We start from the raw sequence: 21,252 nt of genomic DNA, 5'->3' as shown, positions 1-21,252 counted from the left end.
CGGGAGGATGCAACATGAAGCGCTCGCGAAGGGTCATGCTGACGATGATGGGAAGTGCCGCAGTAGGTGCCGTCTCGATGGGATTTACCAAGCGCGAACAGCCATGTGGCCCCGGACTCGAAGCCGTTCCCGGCATCGACGGCAAGCCCTATTGCCGGCCGAGCTATGGCGGCTTCGGCAGCACGCTGCATCGCATGCACGGTGGGCATGGCGGGCACGGACATGGCCATGGCGGTCATGGCCATGGCGGCCACGGCGGTTGATCCATGCAACGCATCGTCTGTCCCGAGCGCGATGACTGGCAAGAGACCGCCGAGCAATGCGGCTTCGCCTTCCATACCATCGACGGCGAGCGCTATTGGGACGAGCGCGCCTATTACGGCTTCACGCTCGACGAGATCGAGCGCGGCATCGAGACGCCGACCGGCGAGATCGACGCGATGTGCCTCGAGCTTGCCGGCCGCGTGATCGGCGACGACCGTTACTTGCGGCGCCTGAAGATTCCGGAGGCGTTCTGGAATTTGATCGCCGAGAGCTGGGAGCGCGACGACCGCAGCCTCTATGGCCGGCTCGATCTGAAGTTCGACGGCGACGGCCCGCCGAAGCTGCTCGAATACAACGCGGATACCCCGACATCGATCTTCGAGGCCGCGGTGTTTCAATGGACCTGGCTCGAACAGGCCATCGAACGCCGCATCATTCCGGCGCGCGCCGATCAGTTCAACTCCATCCATGAGCGCCTGATCGAAGCGTGGAAGGCGATCGGCGACCGCCGGCATCTGCATCTCACCGGCACGACCGACAGCGAGGAAGACGCCGGCACGCTCGCTTATCTCGAAGACACCGCACGTCAGGCGGGCCTCTCGACCACGCTGCTCGACATCGAGGAGATCGGCTGGCGCGATGAAGCCGGCGGCTTCGTCGATCTCGACGATCGTGACATGGCGCTTGTCTTCAAGCTCTATCCCTGGGAGTGGATGTTCCAGGACGCCTTCGGCGCCAAACTCAAGGACGCGCCGACGCGCTGGATCGAGCCACCGTGGAAGGCCGTGCTCTCCAACAAGGGCATCTTGCCGCTGCTCTGGGAGATGTTTCCGAACCATCCCAATCTGCTGTCGGCCTTCTTCGAGGACGATCCGCGTGCCGCTGAGCTCGGAACATCCTATGTGCGCAAGCCGCTGCTGTCGCGCGAAGGCGCCAATGTCACGCTGGTCTCCGGCGGCGTATCGCTTGACGAGCAGGCCGGCCCCTACGGCGCAGAAGGTTTCGTGCGGCAGGCGCTATCGCCGCTGCCGAATTTCTCAGGCAACTATCCGGTGGTCGGAAGCTGGCTGGTGAACCACGAGCCGTGCGGCCTGTCGATCCGCGAGGACGAGAGCCCGATCACCGGCAACCGCTCGCGGTTTCTGCCGCATGCGATCTTGTGAAATGCGCTCGCGCGCCTCACCGGCAAAGGCGCGCGAGCGCTAAGGTTCGTGCCGGCTTAGGGGGTCTTGACGATAAATCTTCCGTCGTAGAGGCCGGCGCCCTTGAACCCACTTTGCACGCTCTCGAAGCCGCCCGTGCCCGTCGCATTTGCGTACGTGCCGGTGCCCGACAAAATCGTGTATTCGCCCTTTGCCTTTCCGTCCTTGACCGCGCCGGCGTAGCGCGCCGTGATCGAGGAGCCGTCGTCGAAGGTGTAGGTGCTGTAACCGAATATCGGTCCTGAGCCCTTGAGCAAGTCGGAGGAATTGACGAAGTCCTTCACGGCAATACGGCCGTCCTTGAAGAAGGCAACGCCGAACATCTTGCCGGACATGACTGTCTGACCTTCGACATTCGCGACTTCGGTGACCTTGACGTCCATCGGCTTGGTGACGAGCTTGAATTCGAGCACCTGCTCGCCAGCAAAAGCCGTCGCGGGCAACGAGAGCGCCGCCAACAGGAAATAAGAGGCACAAGACATTCGCATGGTATGTCCTCCTCAAAACAGGTCATGATCTTGAACGAATTCCCGCCTCGGTCGGGCGGGACGACCGGGACCATAGCACAACCGCCAGATGCTGATGAGGGCCGCGATCGCGTCGCATCACGGCGCGCGCTCTGCTGCGCGGTAGCCGAGTAATCTGCGCTGCTCAATTGCTGGTGAAGCGCCGCGCGCAATGGAGAGACCGGCAGGTGCTGCCGGTCATCCGCAACAACGTCGCTCACTCCGATCGCCGCGCCGTGCGGCAAATCACCTCGCCGCGGCAACCTTCAGCGGCTGCGGCATCAATCCGCCCATCGGACGGCCGGAGCGTGCGGGATTGAGCTGATAGAGACCGCGGCGCTCGGTGATGGGACGGAACGCATCGGTGATACCGACGACGGATTCGGCAGCGCCAAGCAGCAGCGTGCCGTCGGCTTCCAATCCCTTCGCCATCCGCTCGAAGATCACAGCCTTGGTATCCTGATCGAAATAGATCAGCACGTTGCGGCAGAAGATCACGTCGAACGTGCCGAGATGGGAGAAATCCTGCAACAGGTTGAGCTGGCGAAACTGCACCATGGCGCGGATATCGGCGTTGAGCTGCCAGAGCTCGCCGGTCTGCGTGAAGTACTTCATCAGGTGCTGGATCGGCAGGCCGCGTTGCACCTCGAACTGGCTGTAGACGCCGGCCTTGGATTTCTCCAGCACCTCCTGCGAGAGGTCAGTGGCGACGATCTCGATGCGCCAGCCGGCAAGAGCTGCGCCCATCTCCTTCACGCACATCGCGATCGAATAGGGCTCCTGCCCCGTCGAGGACGCCGCCGACCAGATGCGCAAAGACTTGCGCGCCGCGCGCGCCCGGATCAGGCCCGGCAGGATGGTTTCGCGCAGATGATCGAACGGGATCTTGTCGCGGTAGAAGAAGGTCTCGTTGGTGGTCATCGCTTCGACCACGTCGGTCGCAAGCCGGCCGTCGCCGTTCCGGATCTTAAGCACGAGATCGGGAATGCCAGGAAGACTTGCCTTGCGCGCGAGCGGCAGCAAGCGGCTCTCGACCAGATACTGCTTGTCGGCGGAGAGATCGAGACCGGAGCGCTCTTTCAGGAACTTGCGCAGATAATCGTAATCTGCGGGCGTCACGAGCGGTCTCCCGCGAACAGGCGATTGACCTTGGCGCCGATCTGGTTGAGCGGCAGGATCGCCGCGCAGATGCCGGCATTGGCCGCCGCGCCCGGCATGCCCCAGACCACGCTGGAGGCTTCGTCCTGAGCGATCACGCTGCCGCCGGCCGCGACGATGTCCTTGCCGCCGCGCATGCCGTCCGAGCCCATGCCCGTCAGGATCACGGAGAGAATGTTGCCGTGCCAGATGTCGATGGCGGAGGTGAACAGCGGATCGACCGCGGGCTTGCAGAAATTGACCGCGGGACCATCGTCGAGCGCGATCGCGACGTCCGCGCCGCTGCGGGCGACGCGCATGTGCTTGCCGCCGGGCGCAAGATAAATCCGTCCCGGCTTCACCGGCTCGCCATCGACCGCCTCGGCTGCCGGCCGGCGGCTCGAACGCGCCAGATGCTCGGCGAGAATGGTGGTGAAGGTCGGAGGCATGTGCTGGGTGATCAGCACGGGGAAGCGATCGATCACCGGGCCGAGCTCGGTGACGAGCGCCATCAGCGCCTGCGGACCGCCGGTCGAGGAGCCGATCAGCAGCACCTTCGGGACCTGGGTCGAGAACGGACGGGTCGACAACGCGGCTGACGACGGCGCATGCACGGCCGGCGCCGGTGCCGGCGCAGCAGGCCTCGCGACGGCCGGTCCGCGTGCGGCCGGAGCCGGGCTCGCGGGCGCCAGCGGCGGGCTCGCAACCGCGGGCTTGCGGCGCAGCCGCGCGCCGAGGTGACGGATCTTCTGGATCAGGTCGTGATGAAAGATGTCCGCGGCCTGCGCCTCGCGCGTCGATTCCGGCTTCGGAATGTAATCGGCCGCGCCGAGCGACAGCGCCTTGAAGCTGATCTCCGCATTACGGCGGGTCAGGGTCGAAGCCATGATGATGACGAGGTCGCGCTTCTTCGCCAGCAGCCGCGGCAGCGCCGACAGACCGTCGAGCTCGGGCATTTCGATGTCGAGCACGGCAACATCTGGGTTGATGCGTTCGAGCTGGTTGACCGCCTCGAGCCCGGTGCGCAACGAGGCTGCGACCTCCATGTCGTGCTCGGCACCGATCCAGCGCGAGATCAGACCGCGGATGACGACGGAGTCATCGACGACCATCACCCGCAGCGGCCCGGCTTCGCGCGAGGGACCCGTGGTCGAATTACCTGCGAACGCAACACTCATTACTCACCAACTCAGACTGAAACGGTTCAGTTGAAAACAATCGCCGAAGGATCCGTTCAGCCTCCGGGAGTTCGCTCAGATAAGTCCGACTTCCTGGAATTTCGCCGTCACGATGTCCTTGTCAAACGGCTTCATAATGTACTCGTTGGCACCGGCGTGCAGCGCACGCGCGATATGTGCGACGTCGTTCTCGGTGGTGCAAAACACCACCTTGGGCTGGTCGCCGCCCGGCATGCGCCTGAGATGGCCGAGGAATTCGTAGCCGTCCATCACGGGCATGTTCCAGTCGAGCAGCACCGCGTCGGGAAGTCCGCGCTTGCAGGCCTCCAGCGCCTTCTCACCGTCCTCGGCTTCGAGGATCTGGAAGTCGAGTCCCTCCAGGATCCGGCGCGCAACCTTGCGGATGACGCTGGAATCATCAACGACGAGACAAGTTCGCATGTGAACCTCTGCTTCCTCCCCCCTTCGCGGGGGGCACTTCCAATTGCAAGTCCGTCGGCGGCGCTTGCTGCCGTATCAGGCCGCCATCATCTCGGGCGCGAGCTCGAGCACGCGGTCGACGTCGAGGACGACCATGAGCTGGCCGTCGAGACGGTGGACGCCGCCGGCGAGCTTGGCCATGCGGGGGTCGAGGTTGACGGGGTTCTCTTCCATGCCGGCCTCGGGCAGGCGCAGCACCTCGCCGATCTGGTCGATCAGGAGGCCATAGGATTCACCGCGGAGGTCAACGCCGACCGCCATCGGCGCCTTGCCGTCCTCGGCCTTGCGCAGGCCGAGCCGGGCGCGCATGTCGATCACGGTGACGATGCGGCCGCGCAGGTTCAACACGCCGGCGATCTCGCGCGAGGCCAGGGGCACACGGGTGACGCGCTCGGGCATGAACACGTCCTGGACGCGGGAGATCGGCAGGCCGAACAGCTGGCCGCCGATCATCGCGGTGACGTATTCGACCATGGCGCCTTCGCCAACTTGCGTCTTCTTGCTCATATCGTCTCTCCTCGTCCCGTCTTAGGCCGCGGCCCGGCTCAGCTCGGAGGCGCCGGCCGCGCCCGCGGTCTGCTCCTTCAGCGCCGCGATCAGGCCGGGACGGTCGAACTTGGCGACATAGTCGTGGAAGCCGGCCTGACGGCCGCGCTCGATCGCCGCCGGCGACACCAACGCCGACAGGCCGATGATCGGCGTTGCCGCAAGGTTGTTGTCGGAGCGGATCACTTCCGCGAACTCGAACCCGTTCATGTCCGGCATCTCGATGTCGGTCAGGATCACGTCGAAGCTTTGCGCGCGCAGCGCGGCGAGGCCTTCCTGCGCGGTCGGCGCGGTGCGGACGCGGTAGCCCGCGGCTTTCAGGACGGGCGCCAGCATGTTGCGGAAGAAGGCGGAGTCGTCGACCAGCAGCACCGACTGCGAATGCATCGACGGCTTCATCTCCTTGCGGGTGAACCAGTCGGCGAACGCCATGGGGAGGAAATGGCCGACGTCGATCACTTCGGTGGCCTGGCCCTTGATCACGGCCGAGCCGAGAATGCCGGAGGAGGAGCCGCCGACCTCGATGTTGAGCCGTTCCTCGACGATGTCGATGATCTCGTCGACGACGAGGCCCATGGAGCGGCCGTCATCGGCGAACACCAGGATCGGCTGGGCGCCCTGGCTGGCGATGGTGACGCTCTCCATGGCCACCAGCGGCATCAGCTGCTCGCGGTACTGCACCATGTAGCGGCCGTTCGAGAACTCGATCTTGTCGGCGGGCAGCTCTTCGAGGCGCGTGACGAGCCCAAGCGGGACCGCCTTGGGCTGCGACGAGCCGGCGCGGAAGACGAGGAGCGAGGTGGTCTGCTCGCCACTTCCGATGTGATGCGCGCCGTTCTCGTCGGCCATGTCATGGGCCGAGGAGCCGGCGGCGCCGAGCGCTTTCGCAATGCCGTTGGGGTCGATGATCATGATCACGGCGCCATCGCCCAGGATGGTGTTGCCGGAGAACATGTCGATGTGACGCAGCTTGGTCGACATCGGCTTCACGACGATCTCTTCCGTGTGGAAGACGCCGTCGACGACGATGCCAAACGTCTGGCTGCCGACCTGGGTGACCACGATGAAGCCGTTCTCGGGATCGGAGGCCGCGCCGTCGTCGATCTTGAGCAGCTTCTTGAGGTGGATCAGCGGCAGCAGCTTGTTGCGCAACCTGAGGACCGCGGTGTCCTTGATGCGCTCGATGCGGTGCTCGGAGTTGGCGCGGGCGCGCACCAGCTCGACCACCGAGAGCTGCGGAATGGCAAAGCGGTCACCGGCGGCTTCNACGATCAGCGCNGAGACGATGGCGAGGGTCAGCGGGATCTTGATGGTGACGGAGGAGCCTTCACCGGCCACCGACTTGATGTCGATGGTGCCGCCGATCTGGTCGATATTGGTGCGNACCACGTCCATGCCGACGCCGCGGCCCGAGACCGAGGTGATGGCAGCCGCGGTCGAGAAGCCGGGCGCGAAGATGAACTTGTGGATCTGCGCTTCGCTCATCTTCTCGAGCTCGGCCTCGGTGACGAGACCGGAGGAGAGCGCCTTGGCCTTGATCTTCTCGGTGTTGAGACCGCGGCCGTTGTCGGCGATGCAGATGATGATGTGGCCGCCCTCGTGATAGGCGGAGAGGCGAATGGTGCCCTGCTCGCCCTTGCCGCTCGCCAAGCGCTCGGCGGGGGTCTCAAGACCGTGATCGGCGGAGTTGCGCACCATGTGGGTGAGCGGGTCCTTGATCAGGTCGAGCACCTGGCGGTCGAGCTCGGTGTCGGCGCCGTGCATCTCCANTTCGATCTGCTTGCCGAGTTCGCTGGAGAGGTCGCGGACGATGCGGGGCAGCTTCTGCCAGGCATTGCCGATCGGCTGCATGCGCGTCTTCATGACGCCNTCCTGCAGCTCGGCGGTGACGTTGGAGAGGCGCTGCAGCGGCACCTTGAACTCGGTGTCCTCGTTGCGCCTTGAGATCTCCAAGAGCTGGTTGCGGGTCAAGACCAGCTCGGAGACCATGGTCATCAGGTGCTCCAGCGTGTCCACGTTGACGCGGATCGACTGGTTGGCGATGCGGTCGCCCTCGCCGGCACTCTCGTCGGCCATCGACTTCTTCGGCGCGGCCTTTTCCTTGGCGGGCTTTGCAGTTTCCTTGGCTTCCTTCGCTGCTTCCTTGGCGACAGGCGCGGGGGCTTCAGCAGCCGGCTCCGCCTTGGCAACGGGCGCGGGGGCCGGCGCTTCGATCGCGGTCTCGCGGAAGGCGCGCTCGAGCTCGTCGAGCGAGACTTCGCCCGGACGCAGCGGGCGCTCCAGGGTCTGGTCGATCAGCGTGCCCGTGGTCATCTCTTTGGCGGGCGCGGGAGCAGGCGCAGCGGCAGCGGGTGCTTCCGGCACCAGCGGGGGGGCTTCAGCAACAGGAGCCGCAGCGCCGCTCGGCATCGGCTGCGCCGAGCCGGACATGGCCGCCATGCCCTGCTCGACCATCGCTTCCAGCTTGTCGATGAGATCGCGGTCGTTGCCCTCCGGCTCGGCCTCGGTTGCCTCGAGGCCGGCCAGAATCTCCTTGATGCGGTCGATCGAGGACAGGATCACGGTCACGGCCTGGCCGGTCACCGGCATGCCGTCNCGGAATTTGCCCATCANGGTCTCGCCGGCATGGGCCAGCGCTTCGAGCCGCGGCAGGCCNAGGAAGCCGCAGGTGCCCTTGATGGTGTGGACGAGGCGGAAGATGTTATCCAGAATCTTGGCGTTGTTCGGCTCCTGCTCGAACTTCACCAGCTGATTGTCGACGGTGTCCAGGCTCTCGCTGGTCTCCGTCAAAAACTCCCGCAACAGATCATCCATGAAAACAGGCCTTCATACAGGGAGGGCGCGCACGAGGCGTGATGCGCCATTTCGGAATGAGGCCAGCTTCACCGCAAAGCGTTTAATAATGGTTGAGTATGTGCAAAAGAACGGAACCAACAAAGAGATAAGGCGCTCCGGACAAGCCGAAGCGCCTCGTAAAGATTGGATTAACGATTCGGGCCGCGGCGGGCGCGTTTACGAAGCGGTAACGATGATGGCTTCGCCTTCCGGCGCGAGCTTCACGGTGAGCCCACAGGCCTCTGCGAGCAGGCGTGTATAATAAGGCTGGATCGCGTGCGCATCCGCGGCAGGGCCCCGTTCGCCGCTGAGCAGCTCGGAGATGTTCTGCGGCAGGCGCGCATTATGTCCGGTCGCGGTGATGCGGAAGCTCATCGTTTCGCCCTCGCCGATCGGATCGACCGTCAGCATGCCGCCGCGCGGGATCGTGTGCTGGGCGACGACCAGCATGTTGAGCAGCAGCTTGACGCGATTCTTCGGCAGCAAAAGCCGCGGCAGATTCCACGTGATCGCGCACTTGCCGTCCTCGATATGGCCGCGCGCCATGGTCTGGGCGTCGCCGAGGTCGATCTGCGCGCCGGACGAGCCGGCCGCGCCGAAGGCGAGGCGGCAGAACTGGAGCCGGGCGGAGGCAGTCTTGGCGCTTTTGCGAATCAGGTCGAGCGCGAATTCGCGGTCTTCCGGCCTGGGATCGTCGTCGAGCACTTCGAGCCCGTTGACGATGGCGCCGACGGGGCTGATGAGATCGTGGCAGACCCGCGAGCACAGGAGAGCTGCGAGTTCGAGCATATCGGGAGCAGTAGCGGTCGCGGGCGACGAGGCGTCAGACATATAAAGGGGTCCTGGCGGGTTCCTGGAATTGCACGGCGCTGGACGCCGCGAATCACGCATGCTTGACGGATGCTGCGGGTTCTAACATTCGCCAGCCTGTGGCAGCTAGCTTGCGATAGGTTCGAAGCGGCCATAAAGGGCTGCGGGCGAATCAGGTGAAGAGGGGTGAGATTTGCCGATGAATGAGGCATGCAGGTGAGCATCATCGACGCCGAGGCCGCAGCCCGATTGATGGAGCCGCTCACCGCGCTGGTGGTGAAGGCGGGCGAGGCGATCCTGGCCGTCAACCGTGGGGCAATGCGGGTCGACGGCAAGCAGGACGGCTCGCCGGTGACCGAAGCGGACCTTGCCGCCGACCACATCATCGCCGACGGACTGGCGCAGCTCGCGGGCGACGTTCCCACGCTCTCGGAGGAGCGGACCCAGCTCGCCTCGCCGCCGTTTCAGGGCAGTTTCTTCCTGATCGATCCGCTCGACGGCACCAAGGAGTTCGTCGCCGGCCGCGACGAATTCACGGTCAACCTCGCCCTGGTCACTCACGGCGTGCCCCTGCTCGGCATCGTCAGCGCGCCCGCGCTGGGGCTGCTCTGGCGCGGCATCGTCGGCCGTGGCGCCGAGCGCGTGAGGTTTGACGGCGCGACCATCAAGGCTGCCGAGCCGATCCGAACCCGTAAGCTGCCGAAGCCGGGCGAGCCGTGGGTTGCCGCGGTGAGCCGCTCGCATGGCGATCCCCAGAGCGAGACGTTCATCGCTAGCCGGCCCAACGCCGTGAGAAAGACCTGTGGCTCGGCGGTGAAGTTCGGCCGGATCGCGGAGGGCAGCGCCGACATCTATCCCCGCTTCGGGCCGACCTGCGAATGGGACGTCGGGGCCGGCTGCGCGGTCGTGACCGCCGCCGGTGGCAAGGTCACCGACGGCAAGGGCGGCGCGCTCCTTTTCGGCCAGCGCGGCGATACCGGCTTCATCATCCCGGACTTCATCGCCTGGGGCGACCCGCAGGCGGTAGGCTGCTACTGACTGAGCTTGTTACTGGCTAAGTTTGTCCTGGAGCGCCGGCCAGCGCTTGCCGACCTCATAGAGGAAGCGTTCCGGATCGGCGGCGAAGGCGTCGCGATTGGCTTCCAGGCTGAACAGATAGAGCCGCTGCGCCGCGATCACGAAGAAGCGGGGATTGCCGGGGACGGTGACGCCGCGGGCGATGTCGGCGGGGTCATAGCCGCCGAATTGCGGACCATAGATCTCGGGATGAGCCAGGAAGGAGGCCCGGTTGCCCTCGTTGCGGAAACGCCAGACCGCCCCCCACAGGTTCGCCTCGAACTCCGCCGTCCCCTGCTGGGCGGTGCCGTCGACGAAATAACCGACGGGGTCGAAACCCTCGATGGCGACGCCCGAGAAGCGGTTGACCACGATCCGCTCGGTGGTGGCCGCCTGGGCCGGCAACTCCAGGCAGGCGAGCCAAATGCCCGCCAGAAGCCAGATCGCGAGCCCGATCAAGGCAATTCCGGGGCGCAAAGGGCTATCTTCCTGCCGTTGTGCCGTCATAGTTGCTGCGGATAACATCCGAGTCGAGGGGACATCCGGCGCAACCTAGAGCCGTGCCTGTTGGCGTCAGGTTAAGGAAGCGATCGGATTCGATAGCAGGGGTTCTTTTATGACTTTCGCATCACGCCTTGCTGCACTCGCGCTTGCCGCGATGGTGGGCTGGATCGTGCCGGCTTCCGCCCAGCAGGCGCCGCCGCCCAACCTGCCGCCGCCGCAGCGGAGCCCGACGCCCAACACCTATGGGCCGGACGAGCTGGTGACCGCCGGCCATCGCTTCTTCGGCAACGTCTCGCGCGGGCTCGCCTCGATCATCGAGAAGGCGGTCAGCCAATGGGGCCTGCCCAACGGCTATATCCTGGGCGAGGAAGGCTCCGGCGCCTTCGTCGCGGGCCTGCGCTACGGCGAAGGCACGCTCTACACCAAGAACGCCGGCGACCTCCGCGTCTACTGGCAGGGTCCCTCGCTCGGCTTCGACTGGGGCGGCGACGGCGCGCGCACCATGACGCTGGTCTACAACCTGCCCGCCACCAACGCGATCTACCAGCGCTTCGCCGGCATCGACGGCTCGGCCTATATCATCGGCGGCTTCGGCATGACGGCGCTTACTTCCAACAACATCGTGCTGGTGCCGATCCGCTCCGGCCTCGGCCTGCGGCTGGGCGCCAATATCGGCTATTTGAAGTACACGCCGCGCGCGACCTGGAACCCGTTCTAAAGCGCGACCGCGCTTTAGATTCTTGTTTGAGCATGATCTTTCCGGAAAACCGCTACGCACTTTTCCGGATCATGCTCCCGGTCCCCCTCCCCAGACAAGTTCCGGATTCACGTTAACGACAGGGCGGGGCTGGCTTTTTGCCGGCCCGCCATGCATTGTCGTTGGTAAATTTTTCCTTAGCGCTCGGAGTTCTGGCCCATGGTCGAACCGATCATGTACCTGGCGATCGGTTTCCTGCTTTCGATGCTGTGCGGGCTGGCCATCGTGCCGCTGGTGCATAACCGCGCGGTGCGCCTGACCACGCGCCGGCTCGAGGCGGCCACCCCGCTGTCGATGGCCGAGATCCAGGCCGACAAGGACCAGCTCCGCGCCGAGTTCGCCATGTCGGCGCGCAGGCTCGAGATGAGCGTCGAGCAGCTCAAGAACAAGACCACGAGCCAGCTCGCCGAGCTCGGCAAGAAGAGCGACGCCATCAACCGCATGAAGATCGAGCTCGGCGAAAAGAACGCCACGATCTTCGCGCTCGAGGCGCGCGAGAAGGCGGTGAAGGAGCAGCTTCGGGCGACCGAAGAGGAATTCAACGCCAAGACCGAATCCCTGCGTTCCGCCGAGCAGGCGCTGACCGACAAGCAGGGCGAGCTCGCCAAAATCAATTCCGAGCTGTCCGACCGGTCGATGATGGCGGAGAGCCGTCAGGTCGAGCTGGTCGCGGTGCGCGCCCAGATCGAAGAGCTCAAGAACCGCGTCGGCGATGCCGAGAAGGAATTCGCCGCCACGCAAGCGCGCCTCGCGCAGGAGCGCAACGAGTCCGAGACCGCCTCGCGCGAGCTCGGCGATGCCCGCGGCCGGGTCGAGAATCTGAGCCAGCGCGTCAACGAGCTCGACCGCCAGCTCCTCGTGCAGGTCAAGGAAGCCGAGATGCTATCGGGCCGCGTCGCCGACCTCGAAGGACGCCTCGCCACGCAAGGCAAGCTGCTGGCCGAGCGCGACTACGAGAACAACCAGCTCCGTCAGGCCAATGAGACCTCCGAGCGCACCGTCAAGGAGCTGCGCGTCGAGATCGCGGCCTTGAGCGGCGGCAAGTCGTCGGCCGCATTCGAATCGCTGCGCGCGGAAAAGACCACGCTGGAGGAGCAGCTCCGCACCGCGCGCGACGAGCGCGGCAAACTCCAGCGCGACATCAACGCGATCCAGCAGCAGGCGGAAAGCTCCTGGGCGACCGAGCGGATGGAGAACGCGCTCTTGCGCGAGCGCATCAACGACATCGCCGCCGAGGTGGCCAAGCTCGCGATGCAGCTCGAAGGCCCGAACTCGCCGATCGAGGCCCTGCTCGCGGCCGAAGCCGGCCAGCCGCCGAAGCCGGCGCCGCGCCCGGCCAACGACGCCGCGACCAACGGCACGCCGAGCCTGCCCGAGGGCGGTGGAACACTCGCTGAACGCATCCGGGCGCTGCAGGCCCACGCCTCCCGCGCCCGCCAGCAGGGCGCGTAAGCGGGCCGAAACCGGGCCTTGCGGCCGGATTACGCGATCGGCCAAGGTTTTCGCCCCGCAAGGCACCTCGAAACTTGACACCTTCGGCCCGCACTTCTAAATCGCGGGCTCCAATGCACCGGCCGGCCGAAAGTCCGGCCGCCTGCATGATGGTCCCGGGCGCATAGCTCAGCGGGAGAGCGTTCCCTTCACACGGGAGAGGTCCAAGGTTCGATCCCTTGTGCGCCCACCATCCATCCTCCTGAACCCCTATCTGTTGCGGACGACCATCGGCGCATGGTGGTCTTTTGGGCCGCCTCGTCAAAAATCTCGAAAACAACCCCATGCACAGTAGCCGGCGTCAGCCGGATCAATTAGCTACGTATTTTCCGAATTCTGATTGACCCGTCGGGCAAAACAGGGGCATGATGGCATGATCCGAAGACGTCCGTCGGACGATCGCAGGCAAGGTCTAGCGCCATGCCATGGGCTGACGATCGGATTGCTCCGCGAGCGCGCGCTTCACATGCGAGAGGTTCTCTAGGGGTTCAAGCGTAATTCGCCCGTCGTCTTGGCAAATCGCAAGGCAACGGCAGCACCGACGAGATACGGCAGGAAATAAATCAGGATCAGTTCGCCCGTGCTTCTTTCGATTGATCCCACGATCGTCAGATATTGAGTAGCCGATTGCTTTGCGTTCGCAACGCGACTGGTCAGGTCGGCAGCGTCGGAGGCCCATCTTGCCTGCACGTCGGGAGTCACGTTTATTTTTTGGATTTGGTGCGCAGCCTTGGTCGCACGCTCGACCGCCGGCAGATTCTTGTCTTGCAATATCTGATCGAGCTCCGACCAGCTCTTTTCCAAATTCGAGTACCAGCTGCATTCGGACGCAATCTCGGCACGTCCTTTGTCGTCGACGTTCCAGGGCGTCTCGCAGATCAGTTTCCTCATGAAGTGCACGTTCTGCACCGGCACGACTGCTTCCGAGGTGAACCAGTTCGCGCCCGTCAGCGCGGCACTTTGAGCGAGCATACGACGCTGGTCCGAAGCTGCGCTAACGATGGAGAGAGCAGCAAGCGCAAGCCACGCGTAATCGACCTTTTTCAAAAACCGCGCGCCCGGCCTGGCGACATAGACATAGACGTGAAACACGACGAAAAGGACGACGAAGAACAGTATCGGATAGAGCAACGCGTTCCTGAGCGGGACGACCAGCTCCTCAATGCTCGACGTGACAGTCATGACTTCTCTCCAGATTAATTTCGGGCAATGCACCGTCGGAGAAGAAGACGAATCTCACTTGAGATTGACTATTACGCAAGCATAGGCTGAAGGTTGAAAAGCGTGTCATGCGGGCGCTGGGAATCCTTCTGCGGAAAGGCTCTGGATTGCTTCGCTACGCTCGCAATGACGGAGCGAGGGGAGAGACCGCGCCGATTGGCACGCACGCCCCCAAGCCTCAACCCACCCGCTCCGGCCTCCAGGCCGTGTACAGCCCGACGAGCGTACCGATGGCGACCAGGCCTGCCGCCAGCAGCACCTGCAATTGCCCGTCGTCTGTCGCGCCGACGGACGACACTAACCTCGTCACGATGACGAACAGAATGCCCACGGCGGCCGCTGCGCCCGCGCAGAGATAGGCGAGCTCTCGCGTCAGGTTGCGGCCGAGCAGGCCGAGTGCGGTGAAATACATTGCAGAAGCGTTGGGATGAACGAACAAGGCGACGCGCGCGTAGGGACCGTAGGCGTCGAACAGGGACTCGCATCGGCTCAGGGCCGCTTTCGAGGCGACCCGCTGCAGAAACGGTCTGAAAAAGCGCGCCTGTCCGTAACTCAAGACTGCGCCCACGATGATGGCCAGCCACGCCATGATGAAAACGGAGACATCGGCAGGCTTGGGATTGAGCGCCGCGGACATCAGGATCAGGGCGGTGCCGGGAAAATAGCCGAAATACGGGAAGACCGACTCCAGCAGCACGCAGCCGAACATGAAGACCGGAAACCACCATGAACCGGTCGCGCCCTGGACGACGGCGTTCAAGTCGAAGAGCTCAGTCTTGTACAGGACAAGGTACATGCACATGGCCAATCCAGCCAGCGCATAGAACGGCAACGCTCCCGACAGAAACCGTCTCATCCAACCATCGGGCTTTGTTGCGCGGACATAGTGGAAACCATCGATATCAGGACAAGACAGCGGAAACGCATGCCCCATGCTTTAGGCGAATGCGGTCGCCCCTGTCGATAGCGCGCTTTGCCGCGCAATCCTCAAAGCAACCGGTGGAACGCAGCATCGGAGAGACGCAAGACGCGGACGAGCCGGCCGCGCGGTTCTACTTGCCGCGGTATCGCAGCGCCTCCACCAGCAATGAGAACGCCGGAGAAGGCTGGCGCCGGCTGGCATAGTAGAGATGGTATCCCGAGAACGGCGGACACCAATCCGAGAGCACGCGGGCGAGACGACCCTGGGACAAATAAGGCTGCACGTGTCCCTCGGTGAGATAGGCGAGGCCCAATCCCTTCAGCGCCCCCTCCAACAAAAGCCCTGCGCTGTTGAACACCAGCTGGCCCTCGACCCGCACGTTGAGCTCCCGCCCGTTCTTTTCAAACTCCCACGCATAGAGGCTGCCGCCATGCGTCGGCAGGCACAGATTGAGGCAATTGTGCTGGGTCAGATCCTGCGGCGTCTTCGGCCGCTTGCGCTCGGCGAAGTAGGAAGGCGATCCGACCACCGCCATCCTGAGATCGGGGCTGACACGCACGGCGATCATGTCCTTGGCGACGAGCTCGCCCGGACGGATGCCGGCATCGACCTGCTGTGCGACGATATTAGTGAGGCCGTAATCGACGATGATCTCGACATGGATGTCGGGGTATTTCGGCAGGAGCCTTCCCAGCGCCGGCAGCAGGATTTCGCTGGCGGCATATTCCGTCGCCGTCAGCCGGATAGTTCCTGCAGGCTTTTCGCGAAACTCGCTGAGTGCAGCAAGGTCGCTGTCCATCTCGGTGAACTTGGGGCCGATGCTCTGGAACAGCCGCTCGCCGGCCTGGGTCGGCGTGACGCTTCGCGTCGTGCGATTGAGCAGCCGGACACCCAGCCGCTCTTCCAGATTGCGGATAATCTGGCTCAGCGCAGACTGCGTCATGCCGAGCTTCGCAGCGGCGCGCGTGAAGTTGCGCTCCCGCGCCACGGCGAGGAACGCAACAAGGTCGCTCGCGTCGTCCCGATGCATTGATTAGCACTCCTAATAAGCGCATTCGAAATCTATCATCTAATCGGGGATCGGCGAAGGCCCTAGGTTCGGAGCAGCCATCAGGAGCTCCGAAACCAGCATGCCGGTCACGACCATGCAGCCCGCTGCACCGCTTCGCGTCACCGCGACGTTGCTGCCGATCATGGCGGTGGTCTTCCTCGCCTTCCTCGTCATCGGCGTGGCGATGCCGGTGCTGCCGCTCCACGTCCACGACGGATTGGGGTTCGGCACGTTCGTGGTCGGCCTCGTCGCCGGCAGCCAGTTCGCGGCATCCCTGGTCTCGCGGCCGTGGGCCGGTCACTTCTCGGATCGACGCGGGGCGAAGCGCGGCGTCGTCGCCGGCCTCGTCGCGGCCGCGGCGTCCGGGCTGTTGTACCTGCTCTCGCTTGGCTTCACCGAGGCTCCGCTGGCCTCGGTGACCATTCTGCTGCTCGGCCGCGGCCTGCTCGGCGGCGCCGAGAGCTTCATCATCACCGCCGCAGTCAGCTGGGGGCTGGCACTCGTCGACAGCGGCAACACCGGCAAGGTCATCGCCTGGGTCGGCTCGGCGATGTTCGCGGCCTTTGCCATCGGTGCGCCCGCAGGCGCCGCGCTCTACGCCGCCTACGGCTTTGCGGCGATCGCGATCGCGACGGCAGCGGCGCCGCTGCTGGCGCTGCTGTTCGTTGCCCAGCTTCCAACGGTGGCGCCGGTGCAGCAGGTGCGCGTGTCGTTCGCAAAAGTGCTCGGCGCCGTATGGGTGCCGGGCTTGGGATCCGCGCTCGGCAGCGTCGGCTTCGGCGCGGTGACGACGTTCGTCGCCTTGCTGTTTGCCAGCCGCGGATGGGCCAATGGCTGGCTTGCCTACACGGCCTATGCCGTCGCCTTCATCCTCGCGCGCGTCTTCTTCAGTCATCTGGCCGATGCGGTCGGCGGCGCCAGGGTTGCGCTTGTCTGTGCCTTGATCGAAGCCGCCGGGCAGGCCCTGATCTGGCTGGCGACCCGACCCGAGATGGCGCTGGCCGGCGCCGCACTGACCGGCTTCGGCTTCTCGCTGATCTATCCCGGCTTTGGCGTCGAGGCGGTGCGCCGCGTGCCGGCGCAGAATCGCGGCCTCGCCATGGGCGCCTACACCGCCTTTCTCGACCTCGCGCAAGGGATCGCCAGTCCCGCGCTTGGATTGATCGCAACGGGAGCGCGGCTGAACCTCCTGTTTCTCGCGAGCGCCCTCACCGTGCTCTGCGCCGCGCTGGTCGCCTGGTGGCTGCTCGCGCACCCGTTCACTGTCGAAGGACATCCGCAATGAGAGCACTCGCACCCACCTTGTTGTCGATCTGGCTGGTCGCCGGCGGCCCGGCCGCAGCGGACCCAACAGCCGTCAAAGGAGCAAGTCCCATGTCAACACCCGAAGACATCCGCGCAGTCGCGCCGGCGCTCGAAGGCTATGCGCAGAAATTCGTCATCGGCGATCTCTGGAAGCGACCAAGCCTTTCGCCGCGAGACCGCAGCATCGTCACGGTCGCGGCGCTGATCGCGCGCGACCAGACCGTGGAGCTGCCGCACTATCTGGCGCTTGCGCTCGACAGCGGCGTGAGGCCATCGGAGATATCGGAGATCATCACGCACCTCGCCTTCTACACCGGCTGGGCCAATGCGATGGATGCGATCCCGGCGGCAAAGGAGGTCTTCAAGAGCCGCAACATCGGAGCCGATCAGCTTCCGCCGGCCGCGGGGCCGCAACTGCCGCTCGACGAAGCCGCGGAGAAGCAGCGGGCGAGCCGCGTCGGCGAGCAGTTCGGGCCAATCACGCCGAGCCTCGTGCAGTATACGACCGACGTGCTGTTCCGCGATCTCTGGCTGAGGCCGGCGCTGGCGCCACGCGACCGCAGCCTCGTCACCGTGAGCGCGCTCATCGCGACCGGTCAGGTCGCGCAGATCACCTACCATCTGAACCGCGCGATGGATAACGGGTTGACCCGGGATGAAGCCGGCGAGGTGCTCGGTCATCTCGCCTTCTATGCCGGCTGGCCCAATGCGTTCTCTGCAGCGCCTGTTATCAAGGACGTCATCGAAAAGCGGCCGCGATGAGCGGAGACGTGAGGTGATCACACGACGGAACGTGCTCATTGTCGGGAGCGCCGCCGCCACGATCGGATTTCGCCGGACGCAGGCGCGGGCGTCGGAGGCACACAAGGAGGCTCATATGGACATCGACATCAAGCGCAACGGATCGCGCCCTTCGCAAAAGGGCCCACAGGACTGGTTCACCGGAACGGTGCGGATCGACCCGCTGTTCCAGGCGCCTGATCCGGCCCGCGTGGGCGCGGGCCAGGTCACCTTCGAGCCGGGTGCCCGCACCGCCTGGCACACACATCCGCTCGGGCAGACGCTCATCGTCACCGCGGGACTGGGCTGGGTGCAGCGCGAGGGCGGAGCCATCGAGGAGATCCGGCCCGGCGACGTCGTGTGGTTTCCGCCGGGACTAAAGCACTGGCACGGCGCGTCACCGACGACGGCGATGACCCATATCGCCATCCAGGAATCCCTGGGCGGCAAGAACGTGGACTGGATGGAGAAAGTGAAGGACGAACAGTATCGGAAGCTATGAGCGCGCGTTGTAGAGTGCGTGCAGAAACCTTTTCGAGGAGCAGCGCATGGCGACCATCTTCATCACCGGCAGCACCGACGGTCTCGGCCGGGCGGCGGCGCAATCGCTCGCCGGTCAGGGGCACCGCGTGGTGCTGCACGCGCGATCGGCGGGTCGCACCGGCGCGATCGGCGAGCTCGCATCGCGATCTGCCGGGATCGTGATCGGCGATCTCGCGCGAGGTGCAGATGTGAGGAGCATTGCAGATCAGGTCAACGCGATCGGACGGATGGATGCGATCATCCACAATGCCGGCGTCTACACGCGGCCGGGCCGTGGCGCGACGCCGGAGGGCCATGCCGAAACGCTCGCCATCAACACGCTTGCACCGTACATGCTGACGGCGCTGATCGAGCGGCCCGGCCGATTGGTGTATCTCAGCAGCGGATTGCACCGGGGTGGCGAGGGCTCGCTCGATGACCTCGACTGGAAAAAGCGGGCGTGGGATTCGGCCAAGGCCTATGCCGAGAGCAAGCTGCACGTCGTCGCACTGGCCTTCTCGCTGGCAAGACGCTGGCCCAAGGTCCTGAGCAACGCCGTCGATCCCGGCTGGGTCCGCACCAAGATGGGCGGCGCGGGCGCGCCGGTCGATCTCGACACCGGGCAACGGACCCAGGCCTGGCTGGCGGTGAGCGAGGACCCCGCTGCTCTGGTCAGCTCAGCGGACGCTACTGGCATCATCTCGCGCAGCAGCAGCCGGCCAGCGAGGCCGCCGATCCGGAGTTTCAGGACGAGCTCATCGAGAAGTTAGGCAGGCTGACGGGGGTTGAATTGCCGCAGGTCTAGAGCGGAATGGCTTCAGGTTGAAGCGCGCTTAGTTCACGCAGCACGTCATGCCCGGGCTTGTCCCGGGCATCCACGTTCTTTGTGCCACTCGGCGAGGCGTGGATGGCCGGGACAAGCCCGGCCATGACGTTGTGGAAACTTCAGTGCCCCAAGTTCTTGGGTCATACGCGATAACCCTGCCACGAAAATATGCCCACCACGCGCTACGCGATCGACAGGATCTCGATCTCCTGCGCGCCCGAACCCACGACGTCGCCGACCGCCTTTCCCATCAGCGATCTCGCGACCGGCGCGACGAACGAGATCGATCCGGCCTTGGGATCGGCTTCGTCCTCGCCGACGATGCGATAGGTCTGCACGCGGCCGTCAGTGCGGCTGAAGGTCACGGTGCTGCCGAAGGCGACCGTATCTGATGACTCGGGCTTCGCGACAATTTGCGCCGTGCGCAGCCTCTCGGTGAGATAGCGAACGTCGCGCAACGGCACCGCCGACTGCCGGCGCTTCTCGTTGACGTCGTCGATGGCCTGCGCAGTCTCATAGGCCTCGCGCGCTTCGCCGAGCTGCTGCTGCAACGCCTGCAAGCCGGCTTCCGTCACGAGATTGGGATGCGGCGAGATCGGGCGATCCGGGAGCAGCGTCTCGGACGCGGTCTCGGCGCTTTCTTCCTTGGTAAAGGCGACGCTCAATTCAAGAATCCTGTCGACTTGTCTGGCTGATTGCGGCGCGTTTGCCGCGGGCGATTTGCCTGACGAGAGTCCCGTTCCGATGGAACGGGTCTCTCGCTTCTTTGGTCCGGCGCGTTTTCTTCGCGCGAACCGGAATCTACTCCGCTTGAAAACGCTTTATATCTCAAGTGCGACGAAACGACGGAGCTTGAAGACGAGATCCGGCATGGCCTGGCGGAACCGCGTCGCGTTCTGGAAGCTGGTCGAGAACGGCGCGAAGGTGATCATGGCGTTCCAGTGGCGGTAGCCGTAGACCGTGACAGAGGCGCCGGTTGCCGGAAAGTCTTCCAGCTTGCGCAGCTCGCCGAGCACGAGCTCGGCGATCCCTTCCGCCGGCAGCAATTGCCTGCCGTCCGCGGTCCTCGTGATTTTCGGGGGCGGCGCGGCCGGCGCGGGTGCATCCTCTCGCTTAACCGGGCTTGCTTCGGGGACGATTGCGGCAACCGCATCAAATCCGTTCGACGGCGCGGTTGGCGGAACCTCCGCAAGTGGCGGTGGCGCGACGCTGTCCGTGCGCTTGTTGCCTCCCAGGATGCTGCTGATCATGGCCACAAGGCCAGCATCCTTGACGTCGTCGCTCATTACTCCCCCCGGGCTTCGGCCTACTCTAGCACCGCTCGGACAGGCCGCCACAAGGGATGTATCGCCCGATTCCGGCCGGCGGGACCAGTGCTACGGCGGCGCGACGCCAAGTCGCGCTGCGCCGCCGTACGATGGATCACCGCTTATCGAACGGAATATATTGCTGGTACTGCTTGGGCACCGAGCTGCGATAGCGCGCCGGAACCGTGCCGCTGTCGATCGAATGATCGATCTCCTGCTGCCGCGTCATCTTCTTCTTCGCCGGCTTCTTCGAGGCGCTCTTCTTGGAGTCGGATGGCTGGCTGGAGGTGTCGGTGGTTGTGGCCGGCGTTGTTGTTGCCGCCGCGGGCGCTGTCGTTGTCGCCGCGGGCGCTGTCGTAGCCGCCGGCGCAGCGGTGGTCGCGGGCGCTGCGGTTTCACCTGCGGCCGGCGCGTTCTGCGCCAGCGCGAGCGGTGTTTGCGCAAGAAGCGCCAGCGCTGCTGTCGCAGCCAGCAAATATGACCTTTGCATCAAAGCCTCCAAAATGTCCTGATCCGAACGAGACGAAGCAGCGGCTTCCCTGGATCGGCGCA

The 21,252-nt window shown here is 64.8% G+C and carries 22 protein-coding genes, 1 tRNA gene and 1 pseudogene; 10 read left to right on the top strand and 14 right to left on the bottom strand.

The window, feature by feature from the left end; all coding sequences use genetic code 11:
- Window positions 1–14: 14 nt before the first annotated feature.
- Both BRAGE_RS0146585 and BRAGE_RS0146580 read left to right on the top strand, forming a co-directional pair.
- On the top strand, window positions 15–263 hold the full coding sequence (locus tag BRAGE_RS0146585) for a hypothetical protein (RefSeq protein WP_027562544.1): 249 nt from the start codon (window positions 15–17) through the stop codon (window positions 261–263).
- A gap of 3 nt (window positions 264–266) precedes the next feature.
- Window positions 267–1,427 (top strand): glutathionylspermidine synthase family protein, encoded by a 1,161-nt coding sequence (locus BRAGE_RS0146580; protein WP_027562543.1) that lies wholly within the window; start codon window positions 267–269, stop codon window positions 1,425–1,427.
- 56 nt (window positions 1,428–1,483) lie between these two features.
- Here the strand turns inward: BRAGE_RS0146580 and BRAGE_RS0146575 are convergent, their stop codons facing one another.
- The 7 genes from BRAGE_RS0146575 to chpT all read right to left on the bottom strand — a co-directional run bounded on the left by BRAGE_RS0146575 (window position 1,484) and on the right by chpT (window position 8,979).
- Entirely contained in the window at window positions 1,484–1,954 is a 471-nt protein-coding gene (locus tag BRAGE_RS0146575; RefSeq protein WP_027562542.1) for a hypothetical protein, read from the bottom strand.
- Between the two features lie 264 nt (window positions 1,955–2,218).
- Window positions 2,219–3,091, bottom strand: coding sequence for a CheR family methyltransferase (locus BRAGE_RS0146570; protein ID WP_027562541.1), 873 nt, complete (start codon window positions 3,089–3,091; stop codon window positions 2,219–2,221).
- Window positions 3,088–4,287 (bottom strand): protein-glutamate methylesterase/protein-glutamine glutaminase, encoded by a 1,200-nt coding sequence (locus BRAGE_RS0146565; RefSeq protein WP_027562540.1) that lies wholly within the window; start codon window positions 4,285–4,287, stop codon window positions 3,088–3,090. The genes BRAGE_RS0146570 and BRAGE_RS0146565 overlap by 4 nt, the downstream gene beginning before the upstream one ends.
- A 75-nt stretch (window positions 4,288–4,362) precedes the next feature.
- On the bottom strand, window positions 4,363–4,728 hold the full coding sequence (locus tag BRAGE_RS0146560; RefSeq protein ID WP_007600538.1) for a response regulator: 366 nt from the start codon (window positions 4,726–4,728) through the stop codon (window positions 4,363–4,365).
- Between the two features lie 75 nt (window positions 4,729–4,803).
- Window positions 4,804–5,274: a chemotaxis protein CheW gene (locus BRAGE_RS0146555; RefSeq protein ID WP_028146531.1), complete on the bottom strand. Its 471-nt coding sequence runs from the start codon at window positions 5,272–5,274 to the stop codon at window positions 4,804–4,806.
- 21 nt (window positions 5,275–5,295) lie between these two features.
- Window positions 5,296–8,127, bottom strand: coding sequence for a hybrid sensor histidine kinase/response regulator (locus BRAGE_RS0146550; RefSeq protein WP_028146530.1), 2,832 nt, complete (start codon window positions 8,125–8,127; stop codon window positions 5,296–5,298).
- Window positions 8,128–8,325: 198 nt separating this feature from the next.
- Entirely contained in the window at window positions 8,326–8,979 is a 654-nt protein-coding gene (gene chpT / locus BRAGE_RS0146545; protein ID WP_027563873.1) for a histidine phosphotransferase ChpT, read from the bottom strand.
- A 189-nt stretch (window positions 8,980–9,168) separates the two neighbouring features.
- Between chpT and BRAGE_RS0146540 the strand changes: the two genes are divergently transcribed.
- The gene (locus BRAGE_RS0146540; protein ID WP_027563872.1) at window positions 9,169–9,996 is read left to right on the top strand and encodes a 3'(2'),5'-bisphosphate nucleotidase CysQ family protein; all 828 of its coding nucleotides are present in this window, start codon (window positions 9,169–9,171) and stop codon (window positions 9,994–9,996) included.
- A 9-nt stretch (window positions 9,997–10,005) separates the two neighbouring features.
- On the opposite strand, the gene BRAGE_RS0146535 is transcribed toward BRAGE_RS0146540, so the two are convergent.
- Window positions 10,006–10,491, bottom strand: a complete 486-nt coding sequence (locus BRAGE_RS0146535) for a YHS domain-containing (seleno)protein (RefSeq protein WP_027563871.1) — start codon at window positions 10,489–10,491, stop codon at window positions 10,006–10,008.
- A 139-nt stretch (window positions 10,492–10,630) separates the two neighbouring features.
- Here BRAGE_RS0146535 and BRAGE_RS0146530 point away from each other — a divergent pair, with 139 nt between their 5' ends.
- The 3 genes from BRAGE_RS0146530 (at window position 10,631) to BRAGE_RS0146520 (ending at window position 12,959) form a co-directional block, all read left to right on the top strand.
- A complete protein-coding gene (locus BRAGE_RS0146530; RefSeq protein WP_027563870.1) occupies window positions 10,631–11,236 on the top strand; it encodes a DUF1134 domain-containing protein in 606 nt (201 codons plus the stop codon).
- A gap of 198 nt (window positions 11,237–11,434) precedes the next feature.
- The gene (locus BRAGE_RS0146525; RefSeq protein WP_027563869.1) at window positions 11,435–12,727 is read left to right on the top strand and encodes a hypothetical protein; all 1,293 of its coding nucleotides are present in this window, start codon (window positions 11,435–11,437) and stop codon (window positions 12,725–12,727) included.
- Between the two features lie 157 nt (window positions 12,728–12,884).
- Window positions 12,885–12,959 (top strand) — tRNA-Val (locus tag BRAGE_RS0146520).
- A 287-nt stretch (window positions 12,960–13,246) separates the two neighbouring features.
- Here the strand turns inward: BRAGE_RS0146520 and BRAGE_RS52045 are convergent.
- The 3 genes from BRAGE_RS52045 to BRAGE_RS0146505 form a co-directional block, all read right to left on the bottom strand.
- Window positions 13,247–13,948 carry a hypothetical protein gene (locus BRAGE_RS52045; RefSeq protein WP_027563868.1) on the bottom strand — a complete coding sequence of 234 codons (702 nt, stop codon included), beginning with the start codon at window positions 13,946–13,948 and terminating at the stop codon, window positions 13,247–13,249.
- Between the two features lie 217 nt (window positions 13,949–14,165).
- Window positions 14,166–14,843, bottom strand: coding sequence for a hypothetical protein (locus BRAGE_RS0146510; RefSeq protein WP_027563867.1), 678 nt, complete (start codon window positions 14,841–14,843; stop codon window positions 14,166–14,168).
- 196 nt (window positions 14,844–15,039) lie between these two features.
- Window positions 15,040–15,939, bottom strand: coding sequence for a LysR family transcriptional regulator (locus BRAGE_RS0146505; protein WP_027563866.1), 900 nt, complete (start codon window positions 15,937–15,939; stop codon window positions 15,040–15,042).
- A 100-nt stretch (window positions 15,940–16,039) separates the two neighbouring features.
- Here BRAGE_RS0146505 and BRAGE_RS0146500 point away from each other — a divergent pair, with 100 nt between their 5' ends.
- The 4 genes and pseudogenes from BRAGE_RS0146500 (at window position 16,040) to BRAGE_RS51455 (ending at window position 19,372) form a co-directional block, all read left to right on the top strand.
- Window positions 16,040–17,245, top strand: a complete 1,206-nt coding sequence (locus BRAGE_RS0146500; protein WP_027563865.1) for an arabinose transporter — start codon at window positions 16,040–16,042, stop codon at window positions 17,243–17,245.
- Window positions 17,242–18,027, top strand: a complete 786-nt coding sequence (locus BRAGE_RS0146495) for a carboxymuconolactone decarboxylase family protein (protein WP_027563864.1) — start codon at window positions 17,242–17,244, stop codon at window positions 18,025–18,027. Before BRAGE_RS0146500 ends, BRAGE_RS0146495 begins: the two co-directional genes overlap by 4 nt.
- Window positions 18,028–18,148: 121 nt before the next feature.
- Window positions 18,149–18,547 carry a (R)-mandelonitrile lyase gene (locus tag BRAGE_RS0146490; RefSeq protein WP_199820261.1) on the top strand — a complete coding sequence of 133 codons (399 nt, stop codon included), beginning with the start codon at window positions 18,149–18,151 and terminating at the stop codon, window positions 18,545–18,547.
- A 46-nt stretch (window positions 18,548–18,593) separates the two neighbouring features.
- Window positions 18,594–19,372: pseudogene (locus BRAGE_RS51455) on the top strand (SDR family NAD(P)-dependent oxidoreductase).
- A 203-nt stretch (window positions 19,373–19,575) separates the two neighbouring features.
- On the opposite strand, the gene greA reads toward BRAGE_RS51455, so the two are convergent.
- The 3 genes from greA to BRAGE_RS0146470 all read right to left on the bottom strand — a co-directional run bounded on the left by greA (window position 19,576) and on the right by BRAGE_RS0146470 (window position 21,190).
- The gene (gene greA, locus BRAGE_RS0146480; RefSeq protein ID WP_027563862.1) at window positions 19,576–20,058 is read right to left on the bottom strand and encodes a transcription elongation factor GreA; all 483 of its coding nucleotides are present in this window, start codon (window positions 20,056–20,058) and stop codon (window positions 19,576–19,578) included.
- A 156-nt stretch (window positions 20,059–20,214) separates the two neighbouring features.
- Window positions 20,215–20,679 (bottom strand): hypothetical protein, encoded by a 465-nt coding sequence (locus BRAGE_RS0146475; RefSeq protein ID WP_027563861.1) that lies wholly within the window; start codon window positions 20,677–20,679, stop codon window positions 20,215–20,217.
- Window positions 20,680–20,815: 136 nt separating this feature from the next.
- A complete protein-coding gene (locus BRAGE_RS0146470) occupies window positions 20,816–21,190 on the bottom strand; it encodes a hypothetical protein (RefSeq protein ID WP_027563860.1) in 375 nt (124 codons plus the stop codon).
- Window positions 21,191–21,252: the final 62 nt, after the last annotated feature.

The organism is Bradyrhizobium genosp. SA-4 str. CB756 (genome assembly GCF_000473125.1).
GTDB classification, from domain to species: domain Bacteria; phylum Pseudomonadota; class Alphaproteobacteria; order Rhizobiales; family Xanthobacteraceae; genus Bradyrhizobium; species Bradyrhizobium arachidis.
This window is presented reverse-complemented; position numbering and strand designations above follow the sequence as displayed.

Excerpts from the sequence above, each read along its gene's own strand:
- BRAGE_RS0146580 (WP_027562543.1), top strand. The coding sequence starts at position 267 with ATGCAACGCATCGTCTGTCCCGAGCGCGATGACTGGCAAGAGACCGCC.
- BRAGE_RS0146500 (WP_027563865.1), top strand. The coding sequence starts at position 16,040 with ATGCCGGTCACGACCATGCAGCCCGCTGCACCGCTTCGCGTCACCGCG.
- BRAGE_RS0146505 (WP_027563866.1), bottom strand. The coding sequence starts at position 15,939 with ATGCATCGGGACGACGCGAGCGACCTTGTTGCGTTCCTCGCCGTGGCG.
- BRAGE_RS0146575 (WP_027562542.1), bottom strand. The coding sequence starts at position 1,954 with ATGCGAATGTCTTGTGCCTCTTATTTCCTGTTGGCGGCGCTCTCGTTG.
- BRAGE_RS0146495 (WP_027563864.1), top strand. The coding sequence starts at position 17,242 with ATGAGAGCACTCGCACCCACCTTGTTGTCGATCTGGCTGGTCGCCGGC.
- BRAGE_RS0146470 (WP_027563860.1), bottom strand. The coding sequence starts at position 21,190 with ATGCAAAGGTCATATTTGCTGGCTGCGACAGCAGCGCTGGCGCTTCTT.
- BRAGE_RS0146560 (WP_007600538.1), bottom strand. The coding sequence starts at position 4,728 with ATGCGAACTTGTCTCGTCGTTGATGATTCCAGCGTCATCCGCAAGGTT.
- BRAGE_RS0146530 (WP_027563870.1), top strand. The coding sequence starts at position 10,631 with ATGACTTTCGCATCACGCCTTGCTGCACTCGCGCTTGCCGCGATGGTG.
- BRAGE_RS0146585 (WP_027562544.1), top strand. The coding sequence starts at position 15 with ATGAAGCGCTCGCGAAGGGTCATGCTGACGATGATGGGAAGTGCCGCA.
- BRAGE_RS0146510 (WP_027563867.1), bottom strand. The coding sequence starts at position 14,843 with ATGAGACGGTTTCTGTCGGGAGCGTTGCCGTTCTATGCGCTGGCTGGA.
- BRAGE_RS0146525 (WP_027563869.1), top strand. The coding sequence starts at position 11,435 with ATGGTCGAACCGATCATGTACCTGGCGATCGGTTTCCTGCTTTCGATG.
- BRAGE_RS0146475 (WP_027563861.1), bottom strand. The coding sequence starts at position 20,679 with ATGAGCGACGACGTCAAGGATGCTGGCCTTGTGGCCATGATCAGCAGC.
- BRAGE_RS0146555 (WP_028146531.1), bottom strand. The coding sequence starts at position 5,274 with ATGAGCAAGAAGACGCAAGTTGGCGAAGGCGCCATGGTCGAATACGTC.
- BRAGE_RS52045 (WP_027563868.1), bottom strand. The coding sequence starts at position 13,948 with ATGACTGTCACGTCGAGCATTGAGGAGCTGGTCGTCCCGCTCAGGAAC.
- chpT (WP_027563873.1), bottom strand. The coding sequence starts at position 8,979 with ATGTCTGACGCCTCGTCGCCCGCGACCGCTACTGCTCCCGATATGCTC.
- BRAGE_RS0146540 (WP_027563872.1), top strand. The coding sequence starts at position 9,169 with ATGCAGGTGAGCATCATCGACGCCGAGGCCGCAGCCCGATTGATGGAG.
- BRAGE_RS0146565 (WP_027562540.1), bottom strand. The coding sequence starts at position 4,287 with ATGAGTGTTGCGTTCGCAGGTAATTCGACCACGGGTCCCTCGCGCGAA.